Genomic DNA, 21,365 nt, shown 5'->3' on the forward strand with positions numbered 1-21,365 from the left:
GGGTTCCACGCTGACGTGCACGATGTCCATCGGTGGATCAGCCGCCCCGGGTGACGCTGGCCGGGGCGACGCCCGGGGCCGAAGTGGTGGCGGTCGGGGTCGGGGCCGGGACGGAACCGGTGTCGGCGGCGGGGACGGCCAGGAAGGCGGCGAGGGCGGAGACCGCGGTGGCCTTGACGAGGCGGGAGGCGTTCATGGTGGTGGTCCTTCCGGTGGCTGCGACGAGTGGGTGTCCGTTCGGATTCGGCGCCCCGCGGCTGGCGCTTCGTCCTGCTTGCCGTTCGGGCTGTTTCCCTGGCGGCGATGAACAGCTTCGCCGCTCGTCGGGGCGGGTGGAAGGAGTTCCGGATGGCGCCAATCGGCCTGACCGGATCCAGACAAGTTGTCGTGTACGCGCCGCAAATGATCGGCCATGCCCGACCGGCCGTCCGATATCGGACGGGACGGGCGAAAGATGATCTCGCGTCGGCCTCGAATGACCGTTTGGCTGCAACCGGCCGTCCGCCCGGGGGCGGGCCGACATCCTTGAGGGATGCCGTGCCGGAGGCACTTGGCCTGACGGCCGGAGCGACCGAGATCTACCGGGCGATGCCGGACCATCCCGGACGCGGCGTGGACGAACTCGCCGTGCTCTGCGGGCTGCACGTCGCAGACGCGCAGAGGCAGTGCACTGGTCCAGGTGACCGTCCACGGCCGCACCGGCCACCAAGTCCGCTTCGACGGCGTCGAACTGATCGGCCGTAAGCCCTCCGCCGTCGATGCCGACATCAGCCGCTGCATCCGGGACCGCGACCTGAACCTGCGCGGCGGTGGCGACTTCGACTCCGGCCCGGGCGAGTCCGAGGTGTGGGTACGGGTGGAGCGGGCCGGAGACGCCTCCGTCAGCGCGGCCTCCTTCTGCGTCGAGGGCTCGGAGTGCCGCGGCTGACAGTGCGTCCGTAGGTCGGAGGGCCGGTCGATGCGGCCACCACGCCCGTTCTGTACGGGAGTTCGGGCGCGCATGCTCCGCCGAACCGTTCGCTCGCCGCCCCCGAGCCCCCGGGTTCGCGGCCTGCTACGGCGTGCGGAAGCCGCGGAAGGTGACCTCGGTGCGGATGGTGAAGCCGAGGCGTTGGTAGAGGGCCATGGCGGTGGTGTTGTCGGCGGCGGAGTGGAGGAAGGGGCGCTCGCCGCGGGCGGTGATCTGGTGGACGAGGGTGGTGATGAGGGTCGCGGCGTGGCCCCGGCCGCGGGCTTCGGGGGCGGTGCAGACGGCGCTGACCTCGGTCCAGCCCGGCGGCTTGAGCCTCTCCCCGGCCATGGCGACCAGCGCGCCGTTCTCGCGGATGCCGAGGTAGGTGCCGAGTTCGCGGGTGCGGACGTGGAACGGGCCGGGGCGGGTGCGTTCGACGAGGGCGAGCATCTCGGGGACGTCCGCCGGGCCGAGTTCGACCACCTGGGCGGTGGTGCGGGGGAGTGCGGGGAGCGGGCCGGTGTGGATCAACTGGTAGCCGGGGAGGGTGAATTCGGGCACCCAGTGGTCGGGTGGGAGGGCGGGGCAGTGGAAGAGGAGGGCGAAGGCGTCGGCGCCGAGGAGTTCGAGCAGGTCGTCCCAGCTGCCGGGGTCGGTGTGGGCGTTGAGGGTGGAGATGCCGGCCACCTCGGGGTGGTAGCTGGAGGCCCGGCCGTGGTGGCGGGCGAGGTGGGCGTGCCGGCCGGCGAGTGAGGAGGCGACGGGGTCGTCGAGGACGGTGGTGTGGAGGTCGGACATGAGTCCATGATCGGGGACCGCCTGCCGCAGACCGTGCGGTTCACTCTTGTTACTGGCGAGTTGCATCCCTATCATCACGACTGTGACAGCTTCACTGTCAAACCTGGGAGGCGGTCGCCGATGACCCCCGCAACACCCCCCGCCGACACTGCCGGGCCCCTGGCAGGCGTGCGCGTCCTGGAGCTGGCGGGCATCGGGCCCGGGCCGTTCGCCGCGATGCTGCTCGCCGACCTGGGGGCCGACGTGGTGCGGGTGGACCGCCCCGGCGGACCGGCGCTCGGGCCGGCCCCGGAACAGGACCTGACCAACCGCAACAAGCGTTCGGTGATCGTCGACCTGAAGTCCCCCGAGGGGGCCGGCCTGGTCCTCGACCTGGCCGCCCGCGCCGACCTGCTGATCGAGGGCTACCGTCCGGGCGTCGCCGAACGCCTCGGCGTCGGCCCGGAGCAGTGCCTGGCCCGCAATCCGGCGCTGGTCTACGGCCGGATGACCGGCTGGGGGCAGGACGGCCCGCTCGCCGACCGCGCCGGGCACGACATCACCTACCTCGCCACCTCCGGCGTGCTGGGGCTGATCGGCGAGGCCGGCGGCCCCCCGGCGATCCCCGCCAACCTGCTGGGCGACTACGCGGGCGGCTCGCTCTACCTGGTGGTCGGCCTGCTGGCCGCCCTGCACCATGCCCGGGCCACCGGCGCCGGCCAGGTCGTCGACGCCGCGATCGTGGACGGCGCGGCGCACCTGTCCACCATGCTCTGGGGCCTGCTCGGGGCCGGCCTGTGGCAGGACCGGCGGGGCGTCAACCTGCTGGACGGCGGCGCCCCCTGGTACGGGACGTTCGCCACCGCCGACGGGCAGTGGATGGCCGTCGGCCCGCTGGAGCCGCAGTTCTACGCCGAGTTCACCCGCCTGCTGGAGCTCGGCGAGGACGCCCCCGCGCAGTACGACCTGGCCCGCTGGCCCGAGCTGCGCGAGCGGATCGCGCGGCGTTTCGCCACCCGCACCCGGGCCGAGTGGACGGAACTCTTCGAGGGCCACGATGCGTGCGTGGCACCGGTCCTGACGATGCGTCAGGCAGCGGAGCATCCGCACCTGGCGGCCCGCGGCAGCTACACCGAGCAGCACGGCACCGTCCAGCCGGGCGTCGCCCCGCGGTTCTCCGCGACCCCGGGCGCGCTGCGCACCGCACCCGCCCGGCCCGGGGCGCACACCGCCGAGGTGGCCCGCGACTGGGCCGTCCCCGCACTCGACCCGACAGCCTCCTGAGGGGGAGATCCTTTGCAGCGCGAGCTCTACACCGAGGAACACGAGGACTTCCGGGAGAGCGTCCGGGCCTTCCTCGCCAAGGAGGTCATTCCGCACCACGCCCGCTGGGAGCAGCAGGGCATCGTCGACCGTGACGCCTGGCTGGCCGCCGGAAGGGCGGGGCTGCTGGGCCTCGCGGTGGACGAGCAGTACGGCGGCGGGGGCAGCCCGGACTTCCGGTTCGCCTCGGTGCTGGCCGAGGAGTTCACCCGGGTCGGGGCGAGCGGCCTGGCGATCGGGCTGCACAACGACATCATCGGCCCGTACCTGACGGGGTTGGCCACCGAGGAGCAGAAGCGGCGCTGGCTGCCGGGGTTCTGCTCCGGCGAGCTGATCAGCGCGATCGCGATGACGGAGCCCGACACCGGCTCCGACCTGCAGGCGATCCGTACCAGCGCGGTCGACGCCGGCGACCACTACGTGCTGAACGGCGCGAAGACGTTCATCTCCAACGGCATCCTGGCGGACCTCGTCGTGGTGGTGGCGAAGACCACCGCCGAGGGCGGGGCGCACGGGCTGAGCCTGCTGGTGGTGGAGCGCGGCATGCCGGGCTTCGAGCGCGGCCGCAACCTCGACAAGATCGGCCAGAAGGCCCAGGACACCGCCGAGTTGTTCTTCCAGGACGTGCGGGTGCCGAAGGCCAACCTGCTCGGCGAGGAGAACCAGGGCTTCCTGTACCTGATGCGCAACCTCGCGCAGGAGCGGCTGGCGATCGCGGTCGCGGCGATCGCCGGCGCGGAGTTCCTGGTGGAGGAGACCACGGCGTACGTGAAGCAGCGCACCGCGTTCGGGCGTCCGCTGGCGAAGTTGCAGCACGTGCGCTTCGAGATCGCCGAGATGGCCACCGAGTGCGCCGTCACCCGGGCGTTCGTGGACCGCTGCGTGCTGGAGCACAACACGTACGCCCTGACGCCGGTGGACGCCTCGATGGCCAAGTGGTGGGCCACCGAACTCCAGAAGCGCACCGCCGACCGCTGCCTTCAACTGCACGGCGGCTCCGGCTACATGAGCGACAGCGCGGTCGCCCGGGCGTTCACCGACGGGCGCGTCCAGACCATCTACGGCGGCACCACCGAGATCATGAAAGAGATCGTCGGCCGCTCCCTGCTCGGCTGACCGACACGTCTGAAAGGCACTGACACCGTGACGACCGAAGCGTACGTCTACGACGCGATCCGCACCCCGCGCGGACGCGGCAAGCAGACCGGCTCCCTGCACGGCACCAAGCCGATCGACCTGGTGGTCGGCCTGATCCACGAACTCCGGCGCCGTTTCCCGACGTTGGACCCGGCCGCGATCGACGACATCGTGCTCGGCGTGGTCAGCCCGATCGGCGACCAGGGCTCCGACATCGCCCGGGTCGCGGCGATCGCCGCCGGCCTGCCCGACACCGTCGCCGGCGTGCAGGAGAACCGCTTCTGCGCGTCCGGCCTGGAAGCCGTCAACCTGGCGGCGGCGAAGGTCCGTTCGGGTTGGGAGGACCTGATCCTGGCCGGCGGCGTCGAGTCGATGTCCCGGGTCCGGATGGGCTCGGACGGCGGCGCCTGGTTCGCCGATCCGATGACCGCGTACGAGACGAGCTTCATCCCGCAGGGCATCGGCGCCGACCTGATCGCCACCATCGAGGGCCTGTCCCGCACCGACGTGGACGCGTTCGCCGCCGAGTCGCAGGCCCGCGCCGCCAAGGCCCAGGCCGACGGCCTGTTCGACCGCTCGGTCGTCCCGGTGCGCGACCGCAACGGCCTGGTGGTGCTGGGCCGCGACGAGTTCATCCGCCCCGGCACCACGGTGGACACGCTGGCCGGGCTGAAGCCGTCCTTCGCCGACATCGGCGACCTCGGCGGCTTCGACGCCGTCGCGCTGCAGAAGTACCACTGGGTGGAGTCCATCGACCACGTCCACCACGCCGGCAACTCCTCCGGCATCGTGGACGGCGCCGCGCTGGTCGCGATCGGCTCCAAGGAGATCGGCGAGCGCTACGGCCTCACCCCGCGGGCCCGGATCGTCTCCGCCGCGGTCTCCGGCTCCGAGCCGACCATCATGCTGACCGGCCCCGCCCCCGCCACCCGCAAGGCCCTGGCCAAGGCCGGCCTGACCGCCGCCGACATCGACCTGGTCGAGATCAACGAGGCGTTCGCCGCCGTCGCGCTCCGCTTCATGCGCGAACTCGGCTTCCGGCACGACCAGGTGAACGTCAACGGCGGCGCGATCGCGCTCGGCCACCCGCTCGGCGCGACCGGCGCGATGCTGATCGGCACCCTGATCGACGAGCTGGAGCGCCGCGACCTGCGCTACGGCCTGGCCACTCTGTGCGTGGGCGGCGGCATGGGCATCGCCACCGTCATCGAGCGCATCTGACCACCCGCCACCTCACGTACCCGAAGAAGGACTTCGACACAATGACCGACGTGAGCCCCATCCGCTGGGAGCAGGACCAGGACGGCGTGGTCACCCTCGTCCTCGACGACCCCGCCCAGTCCGCCAACACCATGAACGCCGCGTTCACCGACGCGCTCGAAGCGACCGTCGAACGCCTCGCCGCCACCGAGGAGTTGACCGGCGTCGTCGTCACCTCCGCGAAGAAGACCTTCTTCGCCGGCGGCGACCTCAAGCTGCTCTCCTCGGTCGGGCCGGACGACGCCGAGCAGGTGTTCGCCAACTCGATGCGGATCAAGCGCGCGCTGCGCAAGCTGGAGACCCTCGGCAAGCCGGTGGTCGCCGCGATCAACGGCGCCGCGCTCGGCGGCGGCCTGGAGATCGCCCTCGCCTGCCACCACCGGATCGCGCTGGACGCCCCCGGCAGCAAGATCGGCCTGCCCGAAGTCACCCTCGGCCTGCTGCCCGGCGGCGGCGGAGTGGTCCGCACCGTGCGGATGCTCGGCATCACCGACGCCCTGCTGAAGGTCCTGCTCCAGGGCCGCCAGTACCGTCCCGCGCAGGCGTTGCAGAACGGCCTGGTGCACGAACTCGCCTCCACCGCCGAGGAGATGCTCGCGCAGGCGCGCGCGTTCATCGCCAACAACCCGGTCAGCGCGCAGCCCTGGGACGCCAAGGGCTACAAGATCCCCGGCGGCACCCCCAGCACCCCCGCGCTGGCCGCCAACCTGCCGGCCTTCCCCGCCAACCTGCGCAAGCAGCTGAACGGCGCGCCGTACCCGGCGCCGCGCAACATCCTGGCGGCGGCCGTGGAGAGCTCGCAGGTCGACGTGGAGACCGCGTTCGTCATCGAGGCCCGGTACTTCACCGAGCTGGCCTGCGGCGCCACCTCCAAGAACATGATCCAGGCCTTCTTCTTCGACATGCAGGCCGTCAACTCCGGGGCCTCCCGCCCGGATGCGGTGCCGGCCCGGAAGGCCTCGAAGGTCGCCGTGCTGGGCGCCGGCATGATGGGCGCGGGCATCGCGTACTCGTGCGCGCAGGCCGGGCTGACGGTGCTGCTGAAGGACGTCACCCTGGAGGCCGCCGAGCGCGGAAAGGCCTACTCGGCAGGCCTGTTGGACAAGCAGGTGCAGCGCGGCCGGCTGTCGCCGGAGGAGCGCGACGAGCTCCTCTCCCGGATCACCCCCACCGCGGACCCGGCCGACCTGGCCGGCTGCGACACCGTCATCGAGGCGGTCTTCGAGAACCCCGAGCTCAAGCACAAGGTGTTCCAGGAGATCCAGCACGTGGTCGCCCCCGACGCGCTGCTCTGCTCCAACACCTCCACCCTGCCGATCGGCGTGCTGGCCGAAGGCGTCGAGCGGCCTGCCGACTTCATCGGCCTGCACTTCTTCTCGCCGGTCGACAAGATGCCGCTGGTGGAGATCATCCGCGGCCCGCAGACCGGCGACCGGGCGCTCGCGCACGCCTTCGACCTGGTCCGGCAGATCCGCAAGACCCCGATCGTGGTCAACGACTCCCGCGGCTTCTTCACCTCGCGCGTCATCGGCCAGTTCATCAACGAGGGCGTCGCGATGATCGGCGAGGGCCTCGACCCGTCCTCCGTCGAACAGGCCGCCGCGCAGGCCGGCTACCCCGCGAAGGTGCTGTCGCTGCTGGACGAGCTCACCCTCACCCTGCCGCGCAAGATCCGCAACGAGTCCCGCCGCGCCGTCGAGGAGGCCGGCGGCACCTGGGTCGAGCACCCCGGCGAGATCGTCATGGACCGGATGATCGACGAGTTCGACCGCCCCGGCCGCAGCGGCGGCGCCGGCTTCTACGACTACGTCGACGGCCGCCGCACCCGGCTCTGGCCCGGCCTGCGCGAGCACTTCGGTAAGGACAAGCACAGCGCGCAGCCCGGCGCGGAGATTCCGTTCGAGGACATGAAGGAGCGGATGCTCTTCTCCGAGGCCCTCGACTCGGTCCGCTGCCTGGACGAGAACGTGCTCACCTCGGTCGCCGACGCCAACGTCGGCTCCATCCTCGGCATCGGCTTCCCCGCCTGGACCGGCGGCGTCCTCCAGTACGTCAACGGCTACCCGGGCGGCCCGGCCGGCTTCGTCGCCCGCGCCCGCGAACTCGCCGCCGCGTACGGCGAGCGCTTCACCCCGCCGGCGTCGCTGGTCGCCCTCGCCGAGAGCGGCGGCCGCTACCGCGACTGATCGCTCTCCTCCTGGCCCGCCCGGTCCGCCGGGCGGGCCAGCTCCTCCGCGAGCGACCGCTGGAAGGCCGTCACCAGCGCCTGCACCACCATCGGCTGGATCCGGTCCGTCAACTCCCGCATCCGCTCCAGCTCCTCGGGCTCCGGGCCGCTCTCCCGGTAGGGCCGCCACACGGTGTCCCGGAACAGCCGGTGCAGATCGTGCGCCGTCGCCTGGCTGTGCAGCCGCACCACCGCCCGCGCCGCGACCAGCGTCTCCAACGGGATCGGCACGTCCAGCACCCGCACCCCCAGCGGCAGCAGGCCCGGCTCGACCTTGAACACGTCCGGGTCGTCGGTGCGGTGCAGCGCGCCCATCGCGGCCAGGCCGTCCAGATCCGCGTCCGACAGTGCGCGCCCCGTCCGCCGCTCCAACTGCGCCCTGGTGGCCTCCTCGGCCGACTCCGGCGTCCAGGACGCCACCAGGGCGCGATGGATGGCCAAGTCCAACTCGCCGATGTCCGACGGGAGTTGCGTCAGATACCGGTCGATCGCCGCGAGCGTCAGCCCCTGCCGCTGCAACTCCTCGATCAACTCCAGCCGCCCCAGGTGCTCGGCCCCGTACAGCCCCACCCGCCGCGGCCCCAGCTCCGGCGGCGGCAGCAGCCCCTTCGCCCCGTAGAACCGCAACGTCCTGACCGTCACCCCGGCCCGGGCGGCCAGCTCGTCCACCGTGAACCGCAGCTCCCCGCCGCCCATCGCACCCCAGCCTTCGTGTCAGTGCCACTGTGACACCAGCAGTGTGACACCGGCGTCCGCTGTCGCACCAGGGCGCTACTCTCCCCGCCATGACCGTTCCCGACCTGATCCCGATCGCGTACGAGCCCCACTACCGCACCGACACCATCGGCCACTGGGCCGGCGGCCAGTTCCTCGCCCATGTGACCTGGGCGCCCGCCCGCACCGGCTGCTGGGTCGTCCTGCACACGTTCGACCCGGCCGGTCGGCACCTCGGCTCCACCGTCGAACTCGTCCCCGTCCCCGGCGATTCGGATGCCCGGCTCCACCAGTTGCTGGACGGGCTCCCCGGCCGCGAGTACGGCGACATCGCGATCGCCCCGTTCGCGGAGCACCGCGACGGCGACCTGTTCGGCCTGGTGCTGGAGTCCCACGGCGAGTACCCGCCCGGCGAGGAGCAGTTCGACTGGGCCGAGCTCTACCCGTGCCGCCTCGGCTTCGGCGCGCCGTGGGACGGCACCTACGACACCTGACCGGACGTCAGCAGTCGGACGCGGTCGAGTCGGTGATCCGGTACTGCTCGCGCTTGACGTTCAGCGTCTCGCCGGTCCGGACGTCCCACAGCGCGGCCCAGTCGCCGGCCGCCGGGAACACCAGGTACGGATGCTCCGCCACCGGCGCGGCCCCGTCCCAGCCGGCCTCGGCGACCGGCCGCAGACAGACCCGACGCGGGGCGATCCCGAAGTACGCCGCGGGCTGCCGGCCGTTCCTGGCCTGCTGCTGGGCGACGGCGGCGGCGTGCGAGGCGGGCACCATGATCTGGGTCTGGAACAGGGTGACGAAGCCCAAGCACGTGCAGAACATAAGGAACGCTGCGACCGACAGCCCGCTGGTCGTCCGGAAGGCGTGCAGGTGCCGTGCGTAACCGAGCAGTGAGACGGCGACCAGCGGCCCGACCGCCACGATCAGCGCCTTGGTGTCGGCGATCACCTGCCACATGGAGGGGACCTGCACGTCCTCGCGGTTCAAGCCGAACCCGTCCATGTAGAAGACGTGCAGCGAGAAGCCGAACCCGGGCAGCACGACCAGCACGACCGGCAGCAGCGCCGGGACCAGCCAGGCGGCGGTGGCCTGCCAGGTCAGGCCGCGCAGCAGCAGTCGGAGACCGTTGCCGCACAGCAGGATCGCGCCCGAGACCAGTGCGGCGTTGCCGAACCCGGGTGCGGACGAATCGAGCAGGGCCACCGCGACGGTCAGGGCCACCGCCGCGGTGGCGAGCGCGAGTGCGGCCTTGACTCCGCGTCGTGGCCCGGAGGCCCAGTGCCCGGAGTTGAATGCGGCCCCGGCCGCGGCACCACCGAGCGCGACCACCAGCAGGACGCCCGCCCAGGCAGCCGGGCCCGGCTGCGATCCGCCCAGCAGCACACCGGCAAGCACGGTCGCGCTCAGCAATACGACCGTGACCGGTCCCACCACCTGAGCCGGTACGAAGGGCGCGGAGGTTCGGCCGGGGCGGTCCAACTCGTGGCCGACCGGCCTGGGCGTGCCGTCCGCCGGGGGCGTCGGGGCTCCCGGCAGGGCCCGGACCGCCTCGGCCCCGGCCCGGCGGCGGATGTCCGGGCCCGGTGGCAGGAACAGCTCGCGGCCGGTGTCGAACAGCCGGGTGCGTGACGCTGCCGCGCGGAGCCAGGACGGCACCCGGGCCGGGCGCTGGACCAAGTACCGCCCGCGCGGCAGCTCCTGACGGACGATCGGCTCCATCAGCCGGAGATCGACGTCGACCGGGGTCCGGCCGACCAGCCGGTCGAGCGTCAACCGCACGGCGAGCCCCGCACCGGCCCGCGCGCCGGTGACGCCCGCCTCCACCAGCCAGCGGCCGTGGCGCGGCCCGCCGTCCACCAGCTCGGTGACCAGCCAGCCCTGGGCCGCCAGCAGCGCGGAGAGCGCGCCCCGGCCGTTGGCGGTGCCGGTCACCTCCAGCTCCAGCCGGAACCAGTGGTCGTACCCCGTCATCTTCCTGCCCCTTCGTTCCTGGGGCGGGAAACCTACCTCACGGCCCGGTGCCTGCTCAGCCCCGGGGGAGGAGGTCGGCGTGATGGCGGCGGGTGACCTCCGGGTGGGCCCGGGTGAAGCCCTTCAGCTCGTTCGTGCCGAACTCGGCGTGCAGCGGGTTGGCCGGGTCCCGGGTGACGCCGGGGGCGTGGTGGGCGTGCGGGAAGTCGAGCGGGGTGATCCGGGCGTCGAGGCGCGGGTTGTAGAAGAACGGGACGGAGAAGCGTTCGCGGGCGCCCGACGGGGACAGGACGCGGTGGCTGGTGGCCTTGAGGTAGCCGTCGGTGGCGACTTCGAGGAGTTCGCCGAGGTTGACGACGAAGGCGCCGTCCAGCGGGGGGACGTCCAGGAAGGTGCCGTCGGGGCGTTCGACCTGGAGGCCGCCGACGGTGTCCTGGAGGAGGAGGGTGATGAAGCCGTAGTCCTTGTGGGTGCCGACGCCCTGCTCGGCGCCGTCGGGGGCGGTGCCCGGGTAGCGGACCAGCTTCAGGTGCAGGTGGGGGTGCGGGGCGAAGGCGTCGTCGTAGAAGTCCGGGCGGGCGCCGATCGAGGCGAGGAGCTCGTGCAGCAGCCGGCGGGCGACGGCGTCGAGGCGGTCGATCCAGTGCAGGGCCGCGGTGCGCAGCTCCGGGAGCGCGGCGGGCCACTGGTTGGGGCCCTCCAGCCACCAGTAGGCGGGCTCGCCGGGCGCGGGCACGTGCGGGGGCAGTTCGGGGCCTATGTCGAGCTGGTCGCGCCAGTCGCGGCTGCCGCCGGTGCGTTCGTCGCCGGTGCGCGTGTAGCCGCGAAAGTGCGGGGAGTTGAGGTTGCTGACGGACAGTCGGTCGGCCTCGGGGAGCGCGAAGAACGCGCGCATCGCGGAGGTGAGGCCGGCGGTCTCGGCGGCGGTCACGCCGTGCCCGACGAGCTGGAAGAAGCCGACTCCGGTGGCGGCCTCCCGCAGCTCCCGGCGGAGCCGGTCCCGCTCGGCGGGGGCGCCGTCGGCGAGCGAGAGGTCGATGACGGGGAGGGCGGTGGGGTGCTGCATGGTCATGGGTGCGCGTCCACGGGGAAAGGCCCGGCCGTCACGGCGGGTCACGCCGGAGGTGCCGGGGTGGCGGCGCCCGGCCGGGGCCGGGTGGACCACGGACGGGCGGGGAGGGTGGCGGAGCGATCAGCCGGAGCGTCGACAGGACATGCTCGTGACGCGGAGCAGGTCCACGTGGCGACGGCTGACAAGAAGAAGCACCCCGCCAGGCTACAACCCCCGCCCGGACGCCGACCGGAAAATGACAGTATTCGATCAACCGATCGTTCGGTCGCCGGGCGGCTGCCCGCCCGCCGGTCAGTACCCGGTCGCGCCGTCGATGCGCTCGCGCAGCAGGTCGGCGTGGCCGTTGTGGCGGGCGTACTCGGCGAGCATGTGCAGCAGGATGCGGCGCAGCGAGACCGGCTTGCCGGTGGACTTCTGGATGCCGGTGGCGTCCAGCGAGGGCGCCTCGGCGAGGATCCGGCGGGAGGTCTCGACCTGGGCGTGCCAGCGGGCCAGGGCCTCGGCGAAGTCGCCGTCCAGGTGCTCGAAGTCCTGGTCCGGGTCGTCGTCGGAGTAGTACTGGAGCGGCCTGCTCTCGTCGCCGGCGAACTGGATCTCGAACCACCACTGCTCGACGCCCGTCAGGTGCCGCAGCAGCCCGTGCAGGCTCAAACCCGACGGGGGGAGCGCGAGTTCGGACAGCCGCTCGACCGGGACGCCCGCGCACTTCATGGCGAAGGTCTCGCGGTGGAAGTCCAGGTAGGAGGTGAGCAGCTCGCGCTCGTCGCCCACCAGCGGCGGCGTGGTCCGGCTGTCGGCGTCGGCCCAGGCGGGGGAGAGGTGCAGCGGGGGCGGAGTCGGTTCGGTCGTCATGGCCGCCAGCCTGTCAGAGCCCTCCGACAGCGATCAGTGCTTGCGCGGCTCGCCCCGGTAGGTGCCGAACGACCAGTGGTTGCCCTCCGGGTCGCGCACCGAGAAGTCCCGCGAGCCGTAGTCGGTGTCGTGCAGTTCGGCGACCACCCTGGCGCCGGCGCCCACCGCCCGCCGGTACAGGCCGTCCGGGTCGTCGGTCACCACGTACGCGCCGAACGTGCCGGGCCGCAGCGGCGACGAACCGCCCGCGCTCTCCGCGGGATCCTTCTCGGACCCGATCATGATGCCGCCTCCGGGCGGCCACGCCAGCTCGGCGTGCGACACGTGGTCGCCGTCCGTGTACACGGACGTCGCCTCGAAGCCGAATGCCTCCACCAGGAACGCGATCAACGCCCGGGCGTCCCGCGCCCGCAGCGTCGGCCACACCTGCGGCGGCGGGGGAACAGCGGCCCCGGTCATCTCCGGCCTCCTCGGCTCTCCGGCTGCGACGTGCGCCCCACCGTAGGTCGCGCCGCAGGTCGGAGGGGTGTGCCGCGCCGGAGAGATGACGGGGCGTCATCCCGATGGCGCGATGGCGCGATGGCGCGATGGCGCGATGGCGCGACGGCGCGACGGCGCGACCGCGTGACGGCGAGTCGGTGCGACGGCGCGAGGGCGAGTCAGCGTGACGGCGTGACGGTGGGAGGTCGGGTCGCGCGCCGGCCCCGGTCTCCGCCCGCCGACGGTGACCGGGGCCGGTGGCCGGCTGTCGGCCGGTCCGGGTGGGTGTCGGGGCGTCAGTGGGAGACGGCCAGCTGGACGGCGTGGTGCTTCGGGGTGTCGATCTCGTCCAGCAGGGCCACGGCCAGGTCGGCGTGCGAGATGCGGCCGGTGCCGGTGACGGTGTCGACCGCGGTGAGGTAGTGGCCGGTGGCGGGGGCGTCGGGGGTGAGGTCCATGGGCGGGACGACCATCAGCCAGTCGAGGGGGCCGGCTCCGGTGGCGAGGAGGTCGAACTCGACGACGTGGCCCTGGGAGAACGTCCGGTACTCCACCGGGAATTGGGGGTCGTCCATGATGCGGACCCCCGGGGCGGTCTCCAGCGTGGTGGCGATGCCCAGCACCAGCAGCCGGCCCACGCCGGCCTCGCGCAGGCCGGTGATCAGCGCGTGGGCGGTGGCCGTGAAATAGGCCTCGGACGAGACGTCCAGCCGCACCGAGGCGTTGATCGCCGCGTCGTGGCCGGCCGCCGCCCGGGCGACGGCGTCCGGGTCCGTCGCGTCGCCCCGCACCACCGTCACGCCCGAACCGCCGTCCAGATCCGGGTACTTGGCCGGGTCGCGGACCACCGCCGTCACGCTGTGGCCGCGCCGCACCGCCTCCGCGACCGCCGCGCGGCCGACTCGTCCGCCCGCGCCGAAAATCACGACCTTGCTCATGGCTCCTCCTCGGTGACCTGCTGCGTTCCGTGTCGTCGCCGACGGTAGGACGGGCACCCCCGGTTACTGCAACGAAACCGGGGCGGAGGAGAGTTATCGTCGTACGCGTGGCCACCATCGACGAAGCAGGCGTGTTCGACCTCCGGGAGTGCACGCATCGCTCACCGATCCAGGTCGGTGACAAGTGGTCCGGCGCCGTGCTGCGCTGCCTGGCGGACGGGCCGCACCGCTTCACCGAACTCAAGGCCCGGCTGCGCGGCGTCAACCCGAAGGTGCTCACCGAGACGCTGCGGGCGATGGAACGCGACCGCTGGCTCACCCGCGCCGACCACGGCGGCAACCCGCCGCACGTCGAATACGCGCTGACCGACGTGGGCCGCTCGCTGATCGGCGTGCTGGACACCGCCTGCACCTGGGCCCGCGAGCACAAGCCCGAGAACTGACGGAGCGTCAGAGCGTCCGGCGGTACATCTGGCGGGAGCCGCCCTCCGGGCCGGGTTCGACGGCCTCGGCGGGGGAGAAGCCGAGCCGCTCGTAGAACACCCGGGCGCCGCTGGCCACCGCCCCGGGGTGGTCCGCGCCGAACGTCACCACCTCGACGCCCACCACCCCGTCCGGGCAGCGGGCCAGCGCCTCCGTCACCAGCGCCCGGCCGACACCGGTACCCCGGGTGCGCTCGTCCACCACCAGCCAGTGCAGGTGGCACGCCGCCGCCTCGTACCCGACCAGCAGGCCGCCCACCACCCGCTCGTCGCGGACCGCCACCAGCGCCGTCCCCCCGGCGAGTTGACGCTCCACCGCGCCGTGGAACCCGGGGTCGTCCACCATCGCCCCGAACTAGTGCTCCACCTGCCCGGCCAGCCGCACCAACTCCGCCGCGTCGCCGTCCCGGCCGGTGCGGATCTGCATGTCCATCGGTTCTCCTCCTCCGGCCCCGCCGGATGCCGTGTCGTTCGGATTTCCCGCTGCTACGCGCCCACGTACTCCGCGAGGTGTCGTCCGGTGAGGGTGGTGCGGTCGGCGACCAGGGCGGTGGGGGTGCCCTGGAAGACGAGGCGGCCGCCGTCGTGGCCGGCGCCCGGGCCGAGGTCGATGATCCAGTCGGCGTGGGCCATCACCGCCTGGTGGTGTTCGACCACGATGACGGACTTGCCGGAGTCGACCAACCGGTCGAGCAGGCCCAGGAGTTGTTCGACGTCGGCGAGGTGCAGGCCGGCGGTGGGCTCGTCCAGGACGTAGATGCCGCCCTTCTCGGCCATCTGTGCGGCGAGCTTCAGGCGCTGGCGTTCGCCGCCGGACAGCGTGGTGAGGGGCTGGCCGAGCGTCAGGTAGCCGAGGCCGACGTCGGCGAGGCGGGTCAGGACGGTGTGCGCGGCGGGGGTGCGGGCCTCGCCGGTCGCGAAGAAGGACTCGGCCTCGTCCACCGACATGGCCAGCACCTCGGCGATGTTCCGGCCGCCGAGGCGGTACTCCAGCACCGCGGCCTGGAAACGCTTGCCCTCGCACTCCTCGCAGACCGTCGCGACCCCGGCCATCATCGCCAGATCGGTGTACACCACCCCCGCGCCGTTGCAATTCGGGCACGCGCCTTCGGAGTTGGCGCTGAACAGGGCGGGCTTCACCCCGTTCGCCCTGGCGAAGGCCTTGCGGATCGGCTCCAACAGGCCCGAGTAGGTGGCCGGGTTGGAGCGCCGCGACCCGCGGATCGGGCTCTGGTCGATCGCCACCACGCCCTCCGGCGCGCCGCCCTTCAGCGCCGCACCGCTGACCAGCGAGCCGTGGACCAGCGAACTCTTTCCGGAGCCCGCCACGCCGGTGACCACCGTCAGCACGCCCAGCGGCACGTCCACGTCCACCTCACGCAGGTTGTGCGCGTTCGCCCCGCGGATCTCCAACACGCCTGTGGGGGTGCGGACTTCATGCTTCAGTGCGGCCCGGTCGTCGAAGTGCCGGCCGGTGATGGTGCCGCTGGCGCGCAGCCCGTCCACGCTGCCCTCGAAGCAGACCGTGCCGCCCGCCGAACCCGCGCCCGGGCCGAGGTCCACCACGTGGTCGGCGATCGCGATGGTCTCCGGCTTGTGCTCCACCACCAGCACCGTGTTGCCCTTGTCGCGCAGCCGCAGCAGCAGGTCGTTCATCCGCCGGATGTCGTGCGGGTGCAGGCCGGTGGTCGGCTCGTCGAATACGTACGTCACGTCGGTCAGCGAGGACCCCAGCTGCCGGATCATCTTCACCCGCTGCGCCTCGCCGCCCGACAGCGTGCCCGCCGGGCGGTCCAGCGACAGGTAGCCGAGGCCGATCTCGGTGAACGAGTCCAGCACCTGCCGCAGCGAGGACAGCAGCGGCCCCACCGAAGGCTCGTCCAACTCCCGTACCCAGTCGGCGAGATCACTGATCTGAAGGGCGCACGCGTCGGCGATCGAGCGGCCCTTGATCTTCGAGGAGCGGGCGGCGGCGCTCAGCCGGGTGCCCTCGCACTCCGGGCAGGTGGCGAAGGTGACGGCCCGGTCCACGAAGCTCCGGATGTGGGGCTGGAGGGCGGCCCGGTCCTTGGACAGCATCGACTTCTGGAGCCGCAGCACCAGGCCCTCGTAAGTCATGTTGATGCCGGCGATCTTCATCCTGGTCGGCTCGAGGTACAGGAAGGAGTGCAGCTCCTTCTCGGTGTACCGGTGGATCGGCTTGTCCGGGTCGACCAGGCCCGACTCGGTGTACAGCCGGTAGTTCCAGCCACCGGGCTTGTAGCCGGGGATGGTCAGCGCGCCCTCGTTCAGCGACTTGGTGTCGTCGTACAGCTGACCCAGGTCGATGTCGGAGACGGCGCCCCGCCCCTCGCAGCGCGGACACATGCCACCGGTCCGCGAGTACGTGCGCTTCTCGGTCTTCGAGCCCGCGCCGCGCTCCACGGTGATCGCCCCCGCGCCGTGCACCGTCGGCACGTTGAAGGAGAACGACGGCGGCGGGCCGATGAACGGGTCGCCGAGCCTGCTGAACAGGATGCGCAGCATCGCGTTGGCGTCCGTCGCGGTGCCGACGGTCGAGCGCGGGTCGGCGCCCATCCGCTGCTGGTCCACGATGATCGCCGTGGTCAGGCCGTCCAGCACGTCCACCTCGGGCCGGGACAGCGTCGGCATGAACCCCTGGACGAACGCGCTGTACGTCTCGTTGATCAGCCGCTGCGACTCCGCGGCGACGGTGCCGAACACCAGCGAGCTCTTCCCCGAACCGGACACGCCGGTGAACACCGTCAGCCTGCGCTTGGGCAGTTCGACGCTGACATCCTTCAGGTTGTTCACCCGCGCCCCGTGCACCCGGATCAGATCGTGCGAGTCCGCCAGGTGTTGACGGTCCGCCTGCTTGCCCGCCCGCTCGGCGCCGCTCATCGTCCTCGCTCCTCCGTCCGACAGTGCCCGTGGCGGCACCGCCGCCCCCGATCCAACCACCCGGCCGGGCCGAGGGCCGGGAGGTGTCCGGCCTGTCATCGGCGGACGTGGGTAGAGTGGCTGGCCGAACCACGGGGGAGGCGCGCGATGCGTACACGGACAACGGGACGGCCGGCGACCCTGACAGCCCGGACGGCCGCCGGAGCACTCGCCGCCCTGCTGCTGCTCGGCACCGCGACCGTCACCGTCACGGCCACCGTGGCTGCGGCCGACCCGGGCCCCACACCGAGCGCCACCGCGACGGGTGCCACGGCGACGGGTGCCACGGCGACGGGCGGTGCGGCCGACAGCCAGAGCCGGGCGGACCTGCTGGCCGCCGAGCTGCGCAAGAACCCGGTGTACGTCTCCGCCGCCCGGCCGCGTGAACTGCCGCGCTCGCTGGCCCCGCAGATCGCCGCCCTCGCGAAGCGCACCGGCGTCCCCACCTACGTGCTGGCGGTGCCCGAGCCCAAGGCCGCCCAACTGCTCGCCGTGGTCCACGACCGGCTCGGCGAGAACGGCCTGTACGTGGTGATCGACGGGTACGGCGACGTCATCGCCTCCGCGTTCGGCATCGACGTCCCCGCCGAGGACGCCGAGCGGATCGCCAGGTACAGCACCTCGTACGACGCCGCTCCGCTGGCCCGCTTCGAGGCATTCGTCGACGCGGTGACCCTGAGCAAGGAACAGGCCGGCGCGAAGTCCGACGAACTGGCCGCCCGCTACCGCAACGTGGAGCGGTCCGACCAGTACATCAGCGCCACCGACCGGCAGAACCAGAACCTGGTCCTCGGCATCGTCTCGGTGCTGATCCCCGGCCTGCTGATCGCCCTCGGCCTCCGCTTCTCCCGCCGCTACGACACCCCGTACGAGGAAGCGCCGTCCGCCGCCGGGAAGCCGGCCCGGGAAGGCCGCGGAGGCGACGGCGGGAAGGTCGACCTCGGCAAGCCGACCGCTGCGAAGACCACGAAGACCACGAGGAATGCGAAGGGCGCGAAGGGCGCGAAGACCGCCGCGGCCGTTCGGGCGGCGCGCCACCGCGGCGTGCTGACGGCGACTCTGCTGGCGGCCGTGCTCGCCGTGGCCGGCGTGGTGCTCGCCGCGCCGAAGGTCTACCCGCAGACCGTGGACGGCCCCGACCTGGCGGTGAGTCAGGCCGACCTGGACGCCCGGGTGGACGAGATCGCCGCCGGCCTCGCCGCCGGCCCGATCTACCAGGACCCGTCCACGCCCTACGCGTTGACCGCCGCCGAGCTGCCCGCACTCCGGCAGCGGATCGCCGAACTCGCCCCCGTCGGCCCGGTCCACGTGGTGGTCACCGCGTCCACCAGCGAGGACGAGACCAACCACGACAGCCGCCTGCTGCTCTCCCTGATCCGCCAACGCACCGGCCAGAACGGCGTCTACATCCTGATCGACCCGTCGCTCGGCCGGATCGACCTGAGCAGCTACGGCACCGACCGGGACGTCGAACGCCGGTTCGCCCGGCTGGACTTCAACATCCGCTACCCGTACGGCTCGTACGACGACCCGAAGGTGATGCCGCGCCTCGGCCAGGTGCTGGACGCCGTCGCCGCCGCCGAGCCGCGCCCGGGCGACGACCCCGTGCCCACCGAGGTCACGCTGCCGCCGCTGCGCGGCAACCGGCTGCCGGCGCTGTTCACCGGCGACTTCCGGGGCGGCCTCGCGCTCGGCGCGCTGCTGCTCGGCCTGGTCCTGCTGGCCGTCCGGATCGTCGCCGCCGCCGTCCGCGCCGTGCTCCGCCGCCGCCGGGCCCGGTCCGCCGACCCGTCCCCGGCGCACCCCGCAGCGCACGCCGCCCGTCCCCGGCGCGGCACCGCGCAGCCGTCCCTGCGGCAGCTGCGCGGCTGGGCCGAGGACGACGTCCGCGCACTGGCCGCCGCGCTCGCCGCCGCCGCACCGGACGCGCCCGGCCGGGCCCGCGCCTGGGACTGCCTGGACGCCGCCGAACTGCTCGCCGACGCCCCGCACGGCGCGGACGAGCCCGCCGGGCTGGCCGCCGTCGTGGTGCTCGCCCAGGGCGGGCTGGCCGCACTGCACGGCGACCTCCCCCCGACCGTCTGCCGGCTCAACCCGCTGCACGGCGCGGCCACCGGCGGCCGGGTGCCGACCTGGTTCGCCCGCATCGGCATCGGCCCGCAGTCCGCCCAACTCTGCCCCGACTGCCGGGACGCCCTCCGCGCCGCCGGCGCCAACCGCCGCGACGCCGACCCGGCCGCCCGCCTCCGCCTGGTCGCCGACCGACAGCTGCGCCTGCCCGCGCCGGACGGTCATGCCGTCTGGGACGAGGCGGGGTCGGTGCTGTCGGCTGCTCGTGAGGGTCTCGATCCGCTCGTTCTCAGGGCCAGGGAGTCCGTCAGTGTCCAGTGATCGTCCGGCCGTTCGCCGCCCCCGTGCCGCCGGCCTGCTCGCCGTCCTGCTGTTGGCCTGTGCCGCCCTGCTCGGCACTGGTGGTCCGGCCCGTGCCGACAGCACCCCGGCTGCCGGGTCGGCCGCCACCGTCGTGGACGTGCTGCGCACCGGCCCGATCTACGTCGACCCGGCGTTCGCCGCCGCCGTCACCCCCGCCCAGCAGAAGGAACTCGCGGACCGGATCGCCGCGACCGGCCTGCCGATCAAGGTGGCGCTGGTGCCGCTGGCCAAGGGCGACGCGTTCGACGGCAGCGCCAAGTCGCTGGCCGCCGTGGTCAACGAACGTCTCGGCCTGCCGCAGCTGATCCTGCTCACCAACGACGACTTCGGCACCTGGCTGACCGGCACCGAGTGGCCGACCGACACCCACCAGACCCACGACTCGGCGTTCGCCGTCAGCCTCCTCAAGGAACTGAAGGACGCCGGACTGGCCGCCCGGGTCGGCCGGGCGATCGACCTGATCGGCAGCGGAACGGGCACCGCGGTCTACAAGGCCGAGAGCGAGCGGATGGACCGCGAGTACGCGGCCCGCCCGCACACCGAGTCGCCCGCGCCCGGCACTTCGTCCGGCGGCGGCTCCACCGTCCCGGTCGTCACCGCCGCCGTCGTCGTGGCGGTGCTGGTGTCGGCCGGCGGCGGGTACCTGGTGCGCCGCCGCCGCTCGCACCGCCGGGACGCCGCGTTCGCGCTTCCGGCCGTGGTGTTCGCCGCCGACCTGGCCGCCGACGAGGCGGGGCTGCGCCGGCAGGCCGCCGCCGAGGTGCTCGCCCTCGGTGAGGCCATGGACGGTGCGGACGGCACTGCCACCCCCGGCCTGTCCCGCGCCCTGGATGCCTACGACGCGGCCGGCCGGGTGCTGGACGGCGCCCACGACCTCGCCGACCTGGCGGGCGTGCTCGCGCTGGCCGCCGAAGGGCGTGCCGCGCTCGCCCCCGAGCCCGGCCTGCCGCTCTGCTTCTTCGACCCCCGGCACGGCGCCGCCACCGGCCGCACCGCCTGGCGGCCGCTCGGCCGCCGCGAACAGGTCGACATCGCCGCCTGCGCGGACTGCACCCAGGCCCTGCGGGCCCGGCGCGCCCCGCAGGTCCTCGCGGTCCGCGACCAGGGCCGCACCGTCCCGTACTTCGAAGTTCCCGCCGAGCGCAGCCTGTGGGCCGCCACCGGCTACGGCTCCCTGCTGTCCGGCCCGGACGACACCCTCGCCGCCCGGGTCGGCACCGGCCAGTTCAGCCGCGCCCGGCAGTACTCGACGGATCCCAAGGACTGACCGCAGCCCCGGAGCCGGCCGCGGTGGTGGTCGCCGCGCCGGAGCCGGCCGCGGTGGTGGTCGGCACGCCGCGGGCGGCCAGGCGCTCGCGCAGCCAGGCGACCTCGGGGAGCGTGCCGACCAGCCCCTGATCGGCCAACTGGGCTGCGAACTCCCCGGCTTGGGGCAGCGTCAGGTGCCATGCCTCGCGCAGGGTCTTCAGCACCGCGACCCGCCCTGCCGCCGGATCGGTCAACCGCAGCCGTGCCGTGCCGTGTCGGGCGATCAGCGGGTCGCGCACCCAGCGCGGCGTCCCGTCGACGCCGAAGCCCAGGCACCCCCCGGCCCCGCAGGTGGGGCAGTGGGACTCCGCGTCCCAGCAGACCCGTCCGTCCCGCAGCGCCTGCCCGACGTCCTGCCTGGCCTCGGCCCCGCACGGGCACTCCACCGTCAATGTCACACCCCACGCGGCCACTTCGTCCCCCTTCGGTCAACAGTCCTATTCTTCTCGCAGTAATTGGGAAGCAGACGAAGGGCCGACTCGTGGATCTCACCGGA

The 21,365-nt window shown here is 73.1% G+C and carries 21 protein-coding genes; 9 read left to right on the forward strand and 12 right to left on the reverse strand.

Annotated features, from left to right (window positions below):
• Positions 1 to 37: 37 nt before the first annotated feature.
• Positions 38 to 196, reverse strand: a complete 159-nt coding sequence (locus ACIQF6_RS24795) for a hypothetical protein (RefSeq protein ID WP_400898574.1) — start codon at positions 194 to 196, stop codon at positions 38 to 40.
• A 483-nt stretch (positions 197 to 679) separates the two neighbouring features.
• Between ACIQF6_RS24795 and ACIQF6_RS24800 the strand changes: the two genes are divergently transcribed.
• Positions 680 to 928 (forward strand): hypothetical protein, encoded by a 249-nt coding sequence (locus ACIQF6_RS24800; RefSeq protein ID WP_400898576.1) that lies wholly within the window; start codon positions 680 to 682, stop codon positions 926 to 928.
• Positions 929 to 1,054: 126 nt separating this feature from the next.
• Here the strand turns inward: ACIQF6_RS24800 and ACIQF6_RS24805 are convergent, their stop codons facing one another.
• Entirely contained in the window at positions 1,055 to 1,750 is a 696-nt protein-coding gene (locus tag ACIQF6_RS24805) for a GNAT family N-acetyltransferase (protein WP_400898578.1), read from the reverse strand.
• A gap of 120 nt (positions 1,751 to 1,870) precedes the next feature.
• Here ACIQF6_RS24805 and ACIQF6_RS24810 point away from each other — a divergent pair, with 120 nt between their 5' ends.
• The 4 genes from ACIQF6_RS24810 to ACIQF6_RS24825 are packed head-to-tail and all read left to right on the forward strand — an operon-like array spanning position 1,871 to position 7,635.
• Positions 1,871 to 3,013, forward strand: a complete 1,143-nt coding sequence (locus ACIQF6_RS24810) for a CaiB/BaiF CoA transferase family protein (RefSeq protein WP_400898580.1) — start codon at positions 1,871 to 1,873, stop codon at positions 3,011 to 3,013.
• A gap of 12 nt (positions 3,014 to 3,025) precedes the next feature.
• Positions 3,026 to 4,168, forward strand: a complete 1,143-nt coding sequence (locus tag ACIQF6_RS24815) for an acyl-CoA dehydrogenase family protein (protein ID WP_400898582.1) — start codon at positions 3,026 to 3,028, stop codon at positions 4,166 to 4,168.
• Positions 4,169 to 4,195: 27 nt separating this feature from the next.
• Positions 4,196 to 5,410: an acetyl-CoA C-acetyltransferase gene (locus ACIQF6_RS24820; protein ID WP_400898584.1), complete on the forward strand. Its 1,215-nt coding sequence runs from the start codon at positions 4,196 to 4,198 to the stop codon at positions 5,408 to 5,410.
• A 41-nt stretch (positions 5,411 to 5,451) separates the two neighbouring features.
• The gene (locus tag ACIQF6_RS24825) at positions 5,452 to 7,635 is read left to right on the forward strand and encodes a 3-hydroxyacyl-CoA dehydrogenase NAD-binding domain-containing protein (protein ID WP_400898586.1); all 2,184 of its coding nucleotides are present in this window, start codon (positions 5,452 to 5,454) and stop codon (positions 7,633 to 7,635) included.
• Here ACIQF6_RS24825 and ACIQF6_RS24830 read toward each other — a convergent pair.
• On the reverse strand, positions 7,623 to 8,372 hold the full coding sequence (locus tag ACIQF6_RS24830; protein ID WP_400898588.1) for a MerR family transcriptional regulator: 750 nt from the start codon (positions 8,370 to 8,372) through the stop codon (positions 7,623 to 7,625). The genes ACIQF6_RS24825 and ACIQF6_RS24830 overlap by 13 nt on opposite strands.
• Before the next feature lie 89 nt (positions 8,373 to 8,461).
• On the opposite strand from ACIQF6_RS24830, the gene ACIQF6_RS24835 reads away from it, so the two are divergent.
• A complete protein-coding gene (locus ACIQF6_RS24835; RefSeq protein ID WP_400898590.1) occupies positions 8,462 to 8,884 on the forward strand; it encodes a hypothetical protein in 423 nt (140 codons plus the stop codon).
• Positions 8,885 to 8,891: 7 nt separating this feature from the next.
• Here the strand turns inward: ACIQF6_RS24835 and ACIQF6_RS24840 are convergent, their stop codons facing one another.
• The 6 genes from ACIQF6_RS24840 to ACIQF6_RS24865 form a co-directional block, all read right to left on the reverse strand.
• A complete protein-coding gene (locus ACIQF6_RS24840; RefSeq protein ID WP_400898592.1) occupies positions 8,892 to 10,364 on the reverse strand; it encodes a hypothetical protein in 1,473 nt (490 codons plus the stop codon).
• A gap of 55 nt (positions 10,365 to 10,419) precedes the next feature.
• Positions 10,420 to 11,436, reverse strand: coding sequence for an isopenicillin N synthase family dioxygenase (locus ACIQF6_RS24845; RefSeq protein ID WP_400898594.1), 1,017 nt, complete (start codon positions 11,434 to 11,436; stop codon positions 10,420 to 10,422).
• 120 nt (positions 11,437 to 11,556) lie between these two features.
• Positions 11,557 to 11,631, reverse strand: coding sequence for a putative leader peptide (locus ACIQF6_RS24850; protein ID WP_354644872.1), 75 nt, complete (start codon positions 11,629 to 11,631; stop codon positions 11,557 to 11,559).
• Between the two features lie 96 nt (positions 11,632 to 11,727).
• Positions 11,728 to 12,288: a DinB family protein gene (locus tag ACIQF6_RS24855; protein ID WP_400898596.1), complete on the reverse strand. Its 561-nt coding sequence runs from the start codon at positions 12,286 to 12,288 to the stop codon at positions 11,728 to 11,730.
• Between the two features lie 33 nt (positions 12,289 to 12,321).
• On the reverse strand, positions 12,322 to 12,747 hold the full coding sequence (locus ACIQF6_RS24860) for a VOC family protein (RefSeq protein ID WP_400898598.1): 426 nt from the start codon (positions 12,745 to 12,747) through the stop codon (positions 12,322 to 12,324).
• 317 nt (positions 12,748 to 13,064) lie between these two features.
• Positions 13,065 to 13,706 (reverse strand): NAD(P)-dependent oxidoreductase, encoded by a 642-nt coding sequence (locus ACIQF6_RS24865; protein ID WP_400898600.1) that lies wholly within the window; start codon positions 13,704 to 13,706, stop codon positions 13,065 to 13,067.
• Positions 13,707 to 13,813: 107 nt separating this feature from the next.
• On the opposite strand from ACIQF6_RS24865, the gene ACIQF6_RS24870 reads away from it, so the two are divergent.
• A complete protein-coding gene (locus ACIQF6_RS24870; protein WP_400898602.1) occupies positions 13,814 to 14,149 on the forward strand; it encodes a winged helix-turn-helix transcriptional regulator in 336 nt (111 codons plus the stop codon).
• A gap of 7 nt (positions 14,150 to 14,156) precedes the next feature.
• Here the strand turns inward: ACIQF6_RS24870 and ACIQF6_RS24875 are convergent, their stop codons facing one another.
• Positions 14,157 to 14,534, reverse strand: a complete 378-nt coding sequence (locus ACIQF6_RS24875; protein ID WP_400898603.1) for a GNAT family N-acetyltransferase — start codon at positions 14,532 to 14,534, stop codon at positions 14,157 to 14,159.
• 140 nt (positions 14,535 to 14,674) lie between these two features.
• On the reverse strand, positions 14,675 to 17,089 hold the full coding sequence (locus ACIQF6_RS24880) for an ATP-binding cassette domain-containing protein (RefSeq protein ID WP_400898604.1): 2,415 nt from the start codon (positions 17,087 to 17,089) through the stop codon (positions 14,675 to 14,677).
• Between the two features lie 147 nt (positions 17,090 to 17,236).
• Here ACIQF6_RS24880 and ACIQF6_RS24885 point away from each other — a divergent pair, with 147 nt between their 5' ends.
• Both ACIQF6_RS24885 and ACIQF6_RS24890 read left to right on the forward strand, forming a co-directional pair.
• Positions 17,237 to 19,519: a hypothetical protein gene (locus ACIQF6_RS24885; protein WP_400898606.1), complete on the forward strand. Its 2,283-nt coding sequence runs from the start codon at positions 17,237 to 17,239 to the stop codon at positions 19,517 to 19,519.
• Positions 19,509 to 20,828 (forward strand): hypothetical protein, encoded by a 1,320-nt coding sequence (locus tag ACIQF6_RS24890; RefSeq protein ID WP_400898608.1) that lies wholly within the window; start codon positions 19,509 to 19,511, stop codon positions 20,826 to 20,828. The genes ACIQF6_RS24885 and ACIQF6_RS24890 overlap by 11 nt, the downstream gene beginning before the upstream one ends.
• Here ACIQF6_RS24890 and ACIQF6_RS24895 read toward each other — a convergent pair.
• Complete coding sequence (locus ACIQF6_RS24895; protein ID WP_400898610.1) at positions 20,788 to 21,282, reverse strand: hypothetical protein; 495 nt, start codon at positions 21,280 to 21,282, stop codon at positions 20,788 to 20,790. The two genes, ACIQF6_RS24890 and ACIQF6_RS24895, sit on opposite strands and share 41 nt — an antisense overlap.
• Between the last annotated feature and the right edge of the window lie 83 nt (positions 21,283 to 21,365).

Origin of the sequence: Kitasatospora sp. NPDC092948, assembly GCF_044754805.1 — a bacterium.
Classification (GTDB): Bacteria; Actinomycetota; Actinomycetes; order Streptomycetales; family Streptomycetaceae; genus Kitasatospora.